Annotated in this window: 12 protein-coding genes; 7 read left to right on the top strand and 5 right to left on the bottom strand. The window is 39.3% G+C overall.

The genetic code is table 11. The features are described from left to right. The first annotated feature begins 28 nt into the window (after positions 1 to 28). Positions 29 to 424 (top strand): DUF2750 domain-containing protein, encoded by a 396-nt coding sequence (locus tag JI723_RS02830; protein WP_070927244.1) that lies wholly within the window; start codon positions 29 to 31, stop codon positions 422 to 424. A 38-nt stretch (positions 425 to 462) separates the two neighbouring features. Here JI723_RS02830 and JI723_RS02825 read toward each other — a convergent pair whose 3' ends face one another. From JI723_RS02825 to rbsK, 3 genes are all read right to left on the bottom strand, one after another. Then, on the bottom strand, positions 463 to 1,479 hold the full coding sequence (locus JI723_RS02825) for an aldose 1-epimerase family protein (protein WP_337979764.1): 1,017 nt from the start codon (positions 1,477 to 1,479) through the stop codon (positions 463 to 465). Between the two features lie 103 nt (positions 1,480 to 1,582). After that, the gene (gene fucP / locus JI723_RS02820) at positions 1,583 to 2,887 is read right to left on the bottom strand and encodes an L-fucose:H+ symporter permease (protein ID WP_070927246.1); all 1,305 of its coding nucleotides are present in this window, start codon (positions 2,885 to 2,887) and stop codon (positions 1,583 to 1,585) included. Positions 2,888 to 3,091: 204 nt separating this feature from the next. Beyond that, complete coding sequence (gene rbsK, locus JI723_RS02815) at positions 3,092 to 4,012, bottom strand: ribokinase (RefSeq protein ID WP_070927248.1); 921 nt, start codon at positions 4,010 to 4,012, stop codon at positions 3,092 to 3,094. Between the two features lie 173 nt (positions 4,013 to 4,185). Between rbsK and deoC the strand changes: the two genes are divergently transcribed. The 3 genes from deoC (at position 4,186) to fic (ending at position 7,247) form a co-directional block, all read left to right on the top strand. Beyond that, positions 4,186 to 4,854 (top strand): deoxyribose-phosphate aldolase, encoded by a 669-nt coding sequence (deoC, locus tag JI723_RS02810; RefSeq protein ID WP_140178890.1) that lies wholly within the window; start codon positions 4,186 to 4,188, stop codon positions 4,852 to 4,854. A gap of 46 nt (positions 4,855 to 4,900) precedes the next feature. Next, on the top strand, positions 4,901 to 5,680 hold the full coding sequence (gene deoR / locus JI723_RS02805) for a DNA-binding transcriptional repressor DeoR (protein WP_070927304.1): 780 nt from the start codon (positions 4,901 to 4,903) through the stop codon (positions 5,678 to 5,680). A gap of 451 nt (positions 5,681 to 6,131) precedes the next feature. After that, positions 6,132 to 7,247 carry a protein adenylyltransferase Fic gene (gene fic, locus JI723_RS02800; RefSeq protein ID WP_319068417.1) on the top strand — a complete coding sequence of 372 codons (1,116 nt, stop codon included), beginning with the start codon at positions 6,132 to 6,134 and terminating at the stop codon, positions 7,245 to 7,247. A gap of 39 nt (positions 7,248 to 7,286) precedes the next feature. Here fic and rnz read toward each other — a convergent pair whose 3' ends face one another. Both rnz and rtcR read right to left on the bottom strand, forming a co-directional pair. Next, complete coding sequence (rnz, locus tag JI723_RS02795) at positions 7,287 to 8,201, bottom strand: ribonuclease Z (protein ID WP_272581116.1); 915 nt, start codon at positions 8,199 to 8,201, stop codon at positions 7,287 to 7,289. A 141-nt stretch (positions 8,202 to 8,342) separates the two neighbouring features. Further along, entirely contained in the window at positions 8,343 to 9,944 is a 1,602-nt protein-coding gene (rtcR, locus tag JI723_RS02790) for an RNA repair transcriptional activator RtcR (protein ID WP_272581117.1), read from the bottom strand. Positions 9,945 to 10,206: 262 nt separating this feature from the next. Here rtcR and JI723_RS02785 point away from each other — a divergent pair, with 262 nt between their 5' ends. The 3 genes from JI723_RS02785 to JI723_RS02775 all read left to right on the top strand — a co-directional run bounded on the left by JI723_RS02785 (position 10,207) and on the right by JI723_RS02775 (position 13,019). Beyond that, positions 10,207 to 11,433 carry an RtcB family protein gene (locus tag JI723_RS02785; protein WP_272581118.1) on the top strand — a complete coding sequence of 409 codons (1,227 nt, stop codon included), beginning with the start codon at positions 10,207 to 10,209 and terminating at the stop codon, positions 11,431 to 11,433. A 9-nt stretch (positions 11,434 to 11,442) separates the two neighbouring features. After that, entirely contained in the window at positions 11,443 to 12,243 is an 801-nt protein-coding gene (locus JI723_RS02780) for a nucleotidyltransferase domain-containing protein (protein ID WP_272581119.1), read from the top strand. Positions 12,244 to 12,320: 77 nt separating this feature from the next. Beyond that, a complete protein-coding gene (locus JI723_RS02775; protein WP_272581120.1) occupies positions 12,321 to 13,019 on the top strand; it encodes a helix-turn-helix transcriptional regulator in 699 nt (232 codons plus the stop codon). Positions 13,020 to 13,031 lie beyond the last annotated feature (12 nt).

The raw sequence follows: 13,031 nt of genomic DNA, 5'->3' as shown, positions 1-13,031 counted from the left end.
TTAGAGCATCTAATCCAGAGCAGATAATATGTTTAGCCCAAATCAAAAACAGATTAAAAATGTACTAGAGCTAAGCTTACAACAAAAATACCTTTATTTTGTTGGTAAAGTTGCCGATTGGCAGGAAGTTTGGACTTTGTGTGATGTCAATGAGCTAGTAACGTTCAAAGATGATCATCATCGATTGTTGTTTCCAGTTTGGCCAGCAAAAGCCTATGTTGAGCGTAATTTAGAGGGGAAATGGTCACATTTTGCAGCAAAACAGCTGGATTTAACCTATTTAATGACGGAAATGTTACCTGATATGCATGAAGCGAATATAACAATTGCAATTATGATGGATCCACAGTGCCAAACCTATGTTATCACTGAAGCAAACCCTCTTTTGCAAGACTTAATTGAGGAATGCAAACAATACCAGTAAAAGCACAGGTCCAGACAGTACCTGTGCTGGTGACAAGATTATTTTTCAACCCCTGTTGTCACGGTAAACTGCCGCTTTTCTCCTGCCTCTAACCAAATGAGAGTTTGATTATTTTTTGCAGCTAAAAAACCTTCCGGTCGACACGTTGCAGGTAAAACAAATGCACCTACTTTTTGATCACCATTATACAGGATCCAGCGAGTCGCATAATTGAGCTCTGAAGCACTGAAACGCGTTACAAACGAAGTTCCTTCAGGCGATGTCATACGAAATTCAGGGTGTTGGGTGTATTGAGCTAAATTATCGATAAAGAACACAATTTCGGGATCACAAAGGCTCGGCTGATTGAGCTGCTCCAATGTGATTTTACCTGATTGAATAGCCTGATTAAACTCTAGCCACTGTGGTGTTGGATGAACATGCCCAGGAATAGATTCACGTAACATAATGGCGGTGTCAGGCACATTTTGACTCAGTTGTGCATCATCAACATAGGCGTAATTCATATGACACATGTATTGCAGCGGCATAGGGACGGATGCTAAGTTAGTTACTGACATTTGAATATCAAATAGCGCGCTATCCGTAGTTAATTTTACACTTGGTTCTGCAAGATAATGGTGACCAAATCCCATGACATATTCATATTTACCACAAACTTGTAAGCTGTTTGCTGATAACGATAACCATGCACTATCCATCGCTGCACAAGGCATTTCACCATGTAATGGATGATTATCCTCTGGCGATGGACAGCCATTACTAATTAAACCTGAATGGAAAGCAAAACACCCATAGGTTTCTACTACCGTTTTTACTGGTTTAGGCTCTGAAAACATATTATCCATTTTCAGATTTTGCCCACAGAACTCCGCATCCCAAATCATTTGCCCTAGAAATGGTAAAACGGTCAGATAGCCCTGTGAATTTTCAATTCTTAAACCTTCAACACCCGAAGCATATCGAAAGGCATGTGCCGTAAAATGGTTATTTTTAATGATCAGTGTTGGTCTATCCGTAAATAAGCTTTTGTGAAGTGGAATTAGCGTATTCATTTTCATACTCACGGTTAATTAATCGATAAAGCAGGTTAGCCTGCCTGAGGTTGTTGACTAAGCGGGATAAAAGCATGTTTTCCCGCTCCGTGTTATAAAAGAGTTATTCAGCATTCTTTGTTTTGAAACGGCGCTCACCAACAAAGTAAATACCAACATAGATAAAACAGAACATAGAAACGAGGAAAGAAAGTTGCAGTGAATGGAGTGCGTCGGCAACATAACCTTGCACGGCAGGAACAAACGCCGCTCCCACAATTGCCATAACGATCACCGCACCCGCCATTTCAGTGTGTTCATTATCAACTGTATCTAAAGTACCCGCATATATTGTTGCCCAACACGGTCCAAATAAAATACTCACTAATACAGCTGCATAAACCGCGGTAAAACTAGGAATGAAGGCGACATAAGCTAAGAAAAGAGCACCGATTACAGAATAGATAATCAACACTTTTTCGGCATTAAAGCGAGTCATTAAGATATTGGCGATAAACTTACCAATAAAGAAACAAGCGAAGCTATATACCATAAAGTTAGAGGCGTCACGTTCGTTAATATCGCCCATTTCAAGTGCTAAACGGATAGTGAATGACCATACCGCGACTTGCATTCCCACATATAAGAACTGAGCAATAATTCCTTTTCTGAAGCGGCTATTTTTTGCTAGATATTTCAGAGTATCTAATGCTGATGGGCGCTTATGATCTTTAGTTTCTGCTACTTTACATTTAGGAAATTTAGTCAGTAAAAATAGGATCATCACCACAACCAACACCATGATCATATAACGATACGGTTCTAGTGTATTTTCAAGCATCGCTAAACGGAATTGATGCACTTGGTCGGGATTCATGTTTGCCATCTGAGCTTGCAAACTTTCGCCTTCCGAAAATACAAGATATTTGCCAAGTAAGATGCCGCCAGCAGCACCAATAGGATAAAAGGTTTGGCTAATATTTAAGCGCAATGTTGCATATTGTTTTGGCCCAATCATCGAGCTATAAGTATTTGCCGCAGTTTCAAGAAAACTTAAACCGATAGCAATCGCAAAAATTGCAGCTAAAAACATGGTATAAGTTGCCATATGTGATGCAGGGAAAAACATTGAGCAGCCCGCAATATATAAAATTAAACCAATCATAATTGTATATTTATAACTGGTTTTTTTGATCACGAGAGAAGCCGGAATAGCAATTAAAAAATAACCGCCATAGAAGGCACTTTGCACTAATGCAGAAGCAAAGTTACTTAATTCAAAAACGCTTTTAAACTGTGTGATTAAAATATCATTAAGTGCCGCAGCACATCCCCAGAGTGGAAATAAGCACGACAGTAGGATAAATTGGAATATAGGAGTCCGACTCAGATAACCATCAGGTAACTGAGTAATATTTTTGATGTTCATTACGTAACCCTTCTTTTTATTATTAATATACTCGTCATATTTCAAGCTACAGTGTTGCTAACTTCACTCACGACGCTAATCACATACTTATATATGCCCTAGCCTCATTCATTTGTTACCTAGCTATACCTCAAATTATTTAGAGTAGATCCGTTTTATTGCGGCTCTACGGCCGCATTAATAACGAGGGATATTGGTTTTTTATTAACTATTCAGCTGCACAAACTCGGTAAATTGCTCAATACTTGGGTAAGAAGATTGAGTGCCTTTGCCCGTTACACTAAATGCAGAAAATAGTACGGCTTTTTTCAATGCATCAGCAATATTGCCTGTATGGACATAGTAATGAGAGAAACAACCAATAAAGGCATCCCCTGCACCACTCGTATCTATCGCATTCACTTTAATAGCAGGGATCAGTAATTCGCTATCACGAGTCATCCATAGCGCCCCTTTTTCACCTAATGTAACGATGAGATTCTTCAATCCTTTATCCAATAATGATTGAGCTGCACGACGGATATTATCCATGGTATCGACTGGCATATTGGTTAAAATTTCTAACTCGGTTTCATTGGGAACAAAGAAATCACAGCGGCAAGCAAAATCGAGATCTAATGTCCGTTGTGCTGGCGCTGGGTTAAGCAATACAGGGATATTATGCTTATTACCAAAAGCAATTGCGTGATAAACCGTTTCTAATTGCACTTCCAACTGCAATACGATCAATTTGCATTTTTTTAGATCTTCCGCAGCGCGTTCAATATCTTCAGGTGATAAGAATTTATTAGCGCCTTTCACGATCAAAATACTATTTGCAGAATTAGGATTTACAAAGATCGGTGCAACACCACTGGATGTGCAAGGTACTTTCTCAACATAACGGGTATTGATGCCATACGATTCGAGATTACGGATCGTATTATCTGCAAAAATATCATCTCCTACTTTTGTTAGCATTATCACTTTTGAATTTAGCTTTGCAGCGGCAACAGCTTGATTGGCTCCTTTACCGCCACAACCAATCTTAAATGATGGGGCTTCCAAGGTCTCCCCTTCTTTTGGCATTTGATCGGTGTAAGTGATCAAATCGACCATATTTGAACCTATAACTGCTATATCCATAATGTCCCTCGTGTTAAATAAATCACATAATGATATGATTATAACATTATCATGTTGCATAAATATCATTTGTGATTAAGATCTCGAATAACGAATGACCAAGTGTTATATCCGCCACATTTTTTCATTCATTGTTATGAAACCCATATTTGATCTTTATAGGAAACATTTAAATGAAAAACTTAGCACAATTTATCGATCACACTTTATTAGCAGCCAATGCTACCGTAAATGACATCAAACAGCTTTGCGCCGAAGCCGCTGAATATCACTTTGCTTCCGTATGTGTTAACACAGGCTATGTTCCTTTAGCTAGCGAGTGTCTCAAAAATAGCGATGTTATGGTCTGTTGTGTGGTAGGCTTTCCTCTCGGTGCCTGCTTAACAGAAGCAAAAGCGTTTGAAGCAGCTGAAGCCGTACGTCGTGGCGCAAATGAAGTTGATATGGTGATCAATGTGGGGATGCTAAAAAGTGGTGACCTAGACTTTGTTCGCCAAGACATCGCGACCGTTTTAGCCGCGTGTGGCAATGCAACACTAAAAGTCATTTTAGAAACTTGCTTGCTAACTGATGAAGAAATTATTCAAGTTTGTGAAATTTGCCGCACATTGAACGTTGGTTTTGTGAAAACCTCAACAGGTTTCAGTACAATGGGGGCGACTGAACACCATGTTGCATTAATGCGTAAAGTGGTTGGTGAGGAAATTGGAGTTAAAGCCTCTGGTGGTGTTCGCGACCGTGAAACAGCAGAGAGAATGATCAAAGCCGGAGCCAACCGCGTTGGTGCTAGCGCGAGTGTCGCGATTGTCTCGGGCGAAAATGTAACCTCAAGTGGGTACTAAACGATGGGGCGCGGCCAGCCCGCGCCAATTAAAAAAGGATTGCTCGGTGATAGAAACTAAACAAAAAGAACGCCTTCGTCGATTGAGCGAATGTATTAAACGCTCAGGAAGAATTCATCTTAAAGAAGCAGCGAGAATACTTGAAGTCTCTGAAATGACGATTCGCCGTGACTTAAATGCAGATACTGAAGGCCCTATCCCTATGTCCCTTCTTGGTGGCTATATTGTTTCTGTTACCCAACCATCCTCACCGCAGCAAAACGATCCACAAGCCAACATTTTTACCCCCGATCAAACTGAAGAGTTGTATATCCCTAATTTAGCAGCAAGTATGGTATCCGAAGACGATGTGATCTTTTTTGATAATGGCATCGAGATGGCAACACTGATTTCCCTGATCCCTGAAGAAATCAATTTCACGGGTATTTGTTACTCCCATAACGTTTTTCTTGCACTCAGTCAGAAAAAAAATGCTACGGCATTATTATGCGGTGGGGAATATCACCCTAAGAGCGACTCTTTTTATAATCCAACCCAACCTTCAATTCTCGATTCAATAAACCCTAAAAAAGCCTTTATTTCCGCAGCGGGTATTCATAGTAGCTATGGTGTTACCTGCTACAACTTAGATGATCTACCAATGAAAAAGAAAGCGATGGAAAAGTCGATTCGTAAAATTTTACTCGCAAAATACAATCAATTTGACGAGGTAGCGACTGCAAATATGGGGGCTCTCTCCCAATTTGATATCATCATCACTAATCGGCAGCTCTCAGATGAATACGAGACCTATTGCCGCAATGGGTTTGTGAAAGTTATATACTAGCTTCAATATGTCGATTTTTTATAAAACTTTCGACATATTATGACGACGTGTCGATTGAGTCGACATAACCTCAGAACATGTACATTTTTTTATAATTTTTCGACATATCATGACGACGTGTCGATTGAGTCGACATAACCTCAGAATATGTACATTTTTTTATAATTTTTCGACATATCATGACGACGTGTCAATTGAGTCGACATAACCTCAGAACATGTACATTTTTTATAATTTTTCGACATATCATGACGACGTGTCGATTGAGTCGACATCACCTCAAAACATGTACATTTTTTCACGATTTTTCGACATATCATGATGACGTGTCGATTGAGTCGACATAACCTCAAAACATGTACATTTTTTCACGATTTTTCGACATATTTAAAGTGAGAGCACCAATTTTAGTTTATACTCTATGACAAACGACAATAATAGAGATATGACAATGAATTGGGATCCTGTACTACCCCATAACAATTTACCTCAACTTCCTCCACAACAAGATGTTGAAACAAAAGTTGTTTTGAAAGCCTGTGTTGAAGCAAGAACAGCACTAGAAGGGCTAAAACAAGCGGGTGAATTATTACCTAATCAAAATTTATTAATTAATCTTATTCCGATACTTGAAGCGAAAGATAGCTCTGAAATAGAAAATATCGTAACAACGACAGATAAGCTTTTTCAGTATATCAATGAAGATAGTCATGCAGATCCAATGACTAAGGAAGCTTTGCGCTATCGAACTGCACTCTATGAAGGCTATAAAGAATTAGAAAATCGACCATTATGTGCAAATACGGCATTGAAAGTCTGTAATACCATTAAAAATACTCAGATGGAAGTTAGAAAGCTGCCTGGAACCGCACTAAAAAATCAAAAGACGGGGGAAATTATTTACACACCGCCACTAGGGGAGCAGAAAATTACAGAGCTTCTCAGTAATTGGGAAAAATTTATCCACCAAGAAGATGATTTAGATCCTTTAGTTAAACTAGCCCTCACTCATTATCAATTTGAAGCTATTCACCCGTATACAGATGGCAATGGGCGTACAGGAAGGATCTTAAATATATTATTTTTAATCGAAAAAGGCTTGATTACTATCCCTGTCCTCTATTTAAGCCGCTATATTATTAAAAATAGAAATGAGTATTACTCTTTGCTGTTAAACGTTACCAAAGAAAATGACTGGCAGTCATGGATCCTCTATATGCTCTCTGCCGTTGAACATACATCAAAATGGACAATGGAAAAAATCAATGCCATTCGTGATTTAATGGAACTGACATCTTCATATATTAAAACACATCATAATGATGTTTATAGCTATGAATTATTACAGTGCATTTTCGAACAACCTTACTGCCGGATCAAAAATTTAGTTGATAAAAAAATCGCACAACGACAAACTGCATCAGAGTATCTAAAAAAGCTTTGTGATATTAATGTATTACATGAAATGCAGGTTGGAAGGGAAAAATTATTCGTTAACTATAGATTGATGAGTTTAATGAGTGACGATCAACATCAATTTGAACCCTATCCCAACCAAAGCGAATAAGTAAAAAACCACCTAGCCTGAGCTTTAGGTGGTTTAATTTTAAATTTTAATCGTCAAATAGTCGGCGGCTATTTCGGTATTTGGGAAAATAGCCTGGCACTCAGCCAGTAACATAGGTACGTCCTCTGCACTATAACGGCCACTAATATGCGTTGCGATAAACCGTTTCACTCCAGCATCACGTGCTAACTGCGCAGCTTGCCCAGTCGTACTATGTCCACGCTCATTGGCTTTTTCATGAAACGCATTTTCTAACGTTGTTTCATGCACCATTACATCAGCATTTTGAGCCAGTAATCGCGCCTGCTCCGTTGGCTCAGTATCACCAAAAATAGCAATCACTTTTCCTGCTCTCGGCTCACCTAAATAATCAATCCCATTAACCGTCCGTCCATCATCTAGTGTGATAGTTTCACCTTCTTTCAGTGCCTGCATCCATGGCCCTCGAGGAATATTATCCTTCGCTAATTTTTCAGTATCTAACGAGCCAAGTTTGGGATGTTCTTCGATACGATACCCATAGCACTCAACACGATGATCCAATGGATATACCGTCACAATTAGCTGACCATCATCAAACAACTGTCCCGCTTCTATTTCAATAATTTCCAATGGATAAGTTAAGTAAGAGGCACTCAACGTTAATACCGTTTCCACGTACTGTTTGAGCCCTTTTGGTCCATATAATGTTAATAAATCAGTCGATCCCCCCATTGATCGACTACATAACAACCCCGGTAAACCAAAAATATGATCACCATGTAAATGGGTAATAAAAATTTTCTCGATTCTCGGCGCCTTAAATACGCTATTAAGGATCCGATGTTGAGTACCTTCACCACAGTCAAATAACCAGTAGGTTTTGCGGATCCCTGTAAGATTTAACAGCATACTAGTCACATTACGCTCTTTTGTTGGTACGCCAGCACTCGTTCCTAGGAAAGTTAACTCCATATTTCAACCCTTATATAATTAATTGTTTTTATTATATTTAATGATTTCAATCTATTCCAAATAATTCAAATTTACCAGCATCACTTTTTGCAAGATTTTTTCAAAAAATCATAACTACATATCAAACCGTATAAGCCACTATTATTTTTCCAATAACTCATTGTTTTTGATCCTTTCCCACTCTAACCCAAAGCGCGCCAAATATTTACGTAATCGATCGGCATCATTAGGCTGTTTTTTCTGCTGACGAGAAACCGCAAACAGAGTTCGCCCAGCCTCTGAAAGGCTCGCTGAATGTCGGCAAACCTCAAGAACGGTTGCCAACTGTTGCTGCTCAAATAAATCAATTTCACCAATTTCTGCTGGTAGAGACTGAGTCATTGTCCTTTTACTGAGCCATTGTGATTGCAAACGTATGATCTCCTCATCAACGATCGCTTTTGTGATCCGCCCATGTTCAGCAAACGTTGCCATACGACTAATTGATGTCCCTAATTCACGGAAGTTTCCACGCCACAATGCATTTTTCGAACAGGCAAATCGAACATATACCTGACGAGCCTCACTATCGAAACGAATTTGACTCTGCATCTCTTGACTAAATTTTGCTAATTCATAATCGATATTCGGCTCAATATCTTCACGTCTTTCAGCCAAACTCGGCAAAGTAAAGGTCCACATATTAATCCGTGCATACAGATCTTCTCGAAATCTGCCTTCTTCAACCCATTGCGCAAGGTTACGATGAGTCCCTGTGATCAATTGAAAATCACTTTTTACTTCTTCATCCGAGCCGTAAGGGAAAAAGCTTTTTTCTTCAATCGCTTTAAGCAGCATCGCTTGTTCGTCCAAACCAAGCTCCGCAATTTCATCTAAAAACAAAATACCGCCATCGGCCTCTTTCAATAAGCCATGGCGTGAATTAATGGCTCCTGTGAAAGCCCCTTTAATGTGTCCAAACAGAGTCGACATCGCATTATCGCCACGTAAAGTGGCACAGTTAACTTCAACAAACCGACCTTTGACTTGATGACGGCTTTCACGTAATTGATAAATTCGGCGAGCTAAAAAAGACTTACCGGCTCCAGTTGGACCATTTAACAAAATAGGCGCTTTTGAGCGTAATGCAACACGCTCCATCTGCTCAATCATGACATTAAACTTGGCATTACGCGTTGCAATACCTGACTTAAGAAAGGAAATCTGGGCTTGCTGTTCTTTTTGAAAGCGACTGGTGATGTGAGTATAACGACTGAGGTCAAGATCTATCACTGTATAAATACCAGCAGGATCCTTTTCCCTCCCTGTTTGAGAAGGTGATGTTTGCAATAACTTAGCAGGTAAATAATGCGCTTCAGTTAATAAAAACCAGCAAATCTGCACCACATGGGTTCCAGTGGTAATATGCACCAAATATTCTTCATTTTCGGTATCAAAACAATAATTACTCGAAAAATCGAGCAATGAGGTATACACCTCTTCAAAATCCCAAGGGTCAGCAATATTCACTTCTCTCAACACCACCTCAGTCTTTGGTGATGCTTGCTCAATATCCTCTTTGACACGATGGGCCATGCTATAATCATTTATCTGATGAATTAATTCAAAACGATGAATATCTAAATCAGGTTGCTGACATAAACCAACAGTGGGACGCCATTTTGTCCAGCGATTGGCCTTTTTACCTCGCCTGTCTAGGACAGTACCTAATACACCAATGACCACTTTACGTTTATTGCCCATAAATACCTTATATAAATTTATAAGTTTATATATAAAAAGATAAAAAATAACATAAGACATTTACTTGAAAAATAACACCCTAAAAACAAAAAAATAAATTATCCATTTAATATCATATAGATAAAAATATTTTCAGCGGATTTTTCATAATTGGCACGCTTATAGCAATACTTATTTCACCCACTATCAGATATGACTAAACCGAGAATGCAGTCAGTAAAGATAGCGTGGCAACTAAAAATTAAAAACTAAGGAATAAATAATGATAAGCAGTAGCTTTAACGAATTCATTTTAGAAAATAGCGCTCCCGTAAAAATGTGGACTAATGGCGTTCCAGTTGATCCAAAAGCAGTATCGCAACTCCAAAATACAGCCAAAATGCCATTTATTTTTAAACACCTTGCGGTGATGCCAGATGTCCATGTTGGAAAAGGCTCAACGATTGGTAGCGTGATCCCAACTAAGGGAGCCATTATTCCTGCGGCCGTTGGTGTCGATATAGGATGTGGAATGATTGCCGTACGAACGTCATTAACTGCATCTGATCTGCCAGACAGCCTACAAAGCATTCGTTTTGCCATTGAAGCTGCGGTGCCGCATGGGCGTACAACTCATCGACATGGACGCGATAAAGGAGCATGGCATCGAGCGCCTGAGATAGTTGATCAACATTGGGCTGCTCTAGATGAACAGTTTAAACGTATCTGTGATAAGTACCCAAAACTACGTGGAACCAATCATTACAACCATTTAGGGACATTGGGGACCGGTAACCATTTCATTGAACTTTGTTTAGATGAACAAGATAGGGTATGGGTGATGCTACATAGCGGATCACGTGGTGTCGGTAATGCGATAGGTAACCTGTTTATTTCATTAGCTCAACAGGATATGCAGCAACATATCGCTAACTTACCTGATCGCGATTTGGCCTACTTTGAGGAAGGTAGCCGACACTTCAATGACTACATGGAAGCCGTTGGCTGGGCACAAGATTTTGCTCGTCATAACCGTGAAGTGATGATGCACCGAGTACTTGAAGCGCTATCTAAACAGATTGCTAAACCTTTTACCACGCAACAAGAAGCGGTTAATTGCCATCATAACTATGTGCAGAAAGAACAACATTTTGGTGAAGAAATTTTGGTGACACGTAAAGGTGCGGTATCGGCGAAAAAAGGACAAATGGGGATCATTCCAGGCTCAATGGGAGCCAAAAGTTTCATCGTTCGTGGTCTAGGAAATGAAGAAAGCTTCTGCTCATGTAGCCATGGTGCAGGCCGTGTGATGAGTCGTACTGAAGCCAAAAAACGTTATTCAGTATCCGATCAGAAAATAGCCACTGCCCATGTTGAGTGCCGAAAAGATAGTGATGTGATTGATGAAATTCCAATGGCCTATAAAGATATTGATGCCGTAATGGCCGCACAATCATCATTGGTAGAAATTGTACATACGCTACGCCAAGTGGTGTGTGTAAAAGGATAGGAGAACAGCATGGAAAGCCAATGCGTGATGGTATCATCACAGATGCAAAAACGGATCCGAGAGGCTTTAGTAAAAATAGAAATAGAACATCAAGTAAAAGTACTTTTTGCTTGTGAATCAGGAAGTCGCGGATGGGGATTTTCCTCGCGTGATAGTGATTATGATGTGCGATTTATCTACGTTCATTCATTGGATTGGTATTTAACCCTCGATAGCAAACGTGATGTTATTGAAAAACCCATTGATAACGAATTAGATATAGCAGGTTGGGAGCTATCTAAGGCATTGAGGTTAATGCGTAATTCTAACCCTGCATTAATTGAATGGCTACATTCCCCCATTGTTTACCGAAAAGATGAGCTATTCTTTGAACAATTGGAGCAATTAGCATCAAAATTCTATTCATCATTGAAAGCGCGCTATCACTATCTATCTATAGCAAAGCGTAACTTACATACTGACTTTAAAAATGAGCAAGTAAAGCTTAAAAAGTATTTTTATATATTGAGAGCGATATTAGCGTTACGGTGGATTGAGCAATCAAACGATATGCCACCTATGGCATTTTCGCAACTAGTTGCAGCAACAGTAACCGATCATACAGTGTTAGCAGAAATCGACGAGCTATTAGTAATCAAACAAAATGCTAATGAAAGCCAATATGGTTCCCGCCGACCTGCAATTGATCGATTAATAAGTGAAACGATTGCAAGTGCTGAAACACTTAATCTACCTGAGCCCTATAGCCGTGATAGCCGCTTATTAGATGAGTTTTTGAAAAGTACAATCTTAATAAATAAAATTGCATAATAAAGTGTGGTACGGTCGAATACCTTACCACACTTTAAATGATGACTTTTATCCCCTATGGCCTGAAATAGATAAAAATGACTCGCACCCAACGTTTGCTGACCTTATTACAAATTTTAAAAGAGAGCCGTTATCCAGTAACAGCGGATACGCTTGCATCAAAATTACAGATAAGTGTCAGATCCATTTATCGTGATATTGACTCATTGCGTTGTCAGGGAGCAGAAATTGTGGGGGAAGCTGGAATTGGCTACCAATTAAAATCGGGGTTATTACTGCCTCCATTAATGTTCGATGATAATGAATTAGAAGCCCTGATCCTTGGCTTACGCTGGGTTGAAAACAATGCCGATGAAGAACTTAAATTAGCTGCAATGCGCGCCGTAAATAAAATTAATTCTGTGGTCAAACAAGGCGCTCAAACTGTTATTCACCAAACAACATTATTTGCACCAAGTACCCAAACTACATCTATTGATAATGTGATAGCCAAAGATCTACGTCGTAGTTTACGTAAAGAAACCAAGGCTAAAATTGAATATCAAGATGAACAAGGTAAACACAGCAATAGAATCATTTGGCCTATTGCTATTGGCTATATGCGAGAAACTCAGGTGCTCGCAGCATGGTGTGAATTACGCCAAAGCTATCGCCATTTTCGATTAGATCGGATCCAATCCTATTCAGCCCTTGATGACAAATTACCGTACCCAAAACATTATTTATTTGAACAGTGGCGAAAAGACGTTTTATGCATGACTACTGACAAAATCTGACAACAGCTTTCC

It is taken from the genome of Providencia manganoxydans (assembly GCF_016618195.1).
GTDB classification, from domain to species: Bacteria; Pseudomonadota; Gammaproteobacteria; order Enterobacterales; family Enterobacteriaceae; genus Providencia; species Providencia manganoxydans.
The sequence above is the reverse complement of the archived record's forward strand: the minus strand, read 5'-3'. Positions and strand labels throughout refer to the sequence as shown.

Coding starts and splice junctions, on each gene's coding strand:
- JI723_RS02825 (WP_337979764.1), bottom strand. CDS start 1,479: ATGAATACGCTAATTCCACTTCACAAAAGCTTATTTACGGATAGACCA.
- JI723_RS02830 (WP_070927244.1), top strand. CDS start 29: ATGTTTAGCCCAAATCAAAAACAGATTAAAAATGTACTAGAGCTAAGC.
- rtcR (WP_272581117.1), bottom strand. CDS start 9,944: ATGGGCAATAAACGTAAAGTGGTCATTGGTGTATTAGGTACTGTCCTA.
- rbsK (WP_070927248.1), bottom strand. CDS start 4,012: ATGGATATAGCAGTTATAGGTTCAAATATGGTCGATTTGATCACTTAC.
- JI723_RS02785 (WP_272581118.1), top strand. CDS start 10,207: ATGATAAGCAGTAGCTTTAACGAATTCATTTTAGAAAATAGCGCTCCC.
- fucP (WP_070927246.1), bottom strand. CDS start 2,887: ATGAACATCAAAAATATTACTCAGTTACCTGATGGTTATCTGAGTCGG.
- JI723_RS02775 (WP_272581120.1), top strand. CDS start 12,321: ATGACTCGCACCCAACGTTTGCTGACCTTATTACAAATTTTAAAAGAG.
- fic (WP_319068417.1), top strand. CDS start 6,132: ATGAATTGGGATCCTGTACTACCCCATAACAATTTACCTCAACTTCCT.
- rnz (WP_272581116.1), bottom strand. CDS start 8,201: ATGGAGTTAACTTTCCTAGGAACGAGTGCTGGCGTACCAACAAAAGAG.
- JI723_RS02780 (WP_272581119.1), top strand. CDS start 11,443: ATGGAAAGCCAATGCGTGATGGTATCATCACAGATGCAAAAACGGATC.
- deoC (WP_140178890.1), top strand. CDS start 4,186: ATGAAAAACTTAGCACAATTTATCGATCACACTTTATTAGCAGCCAAT.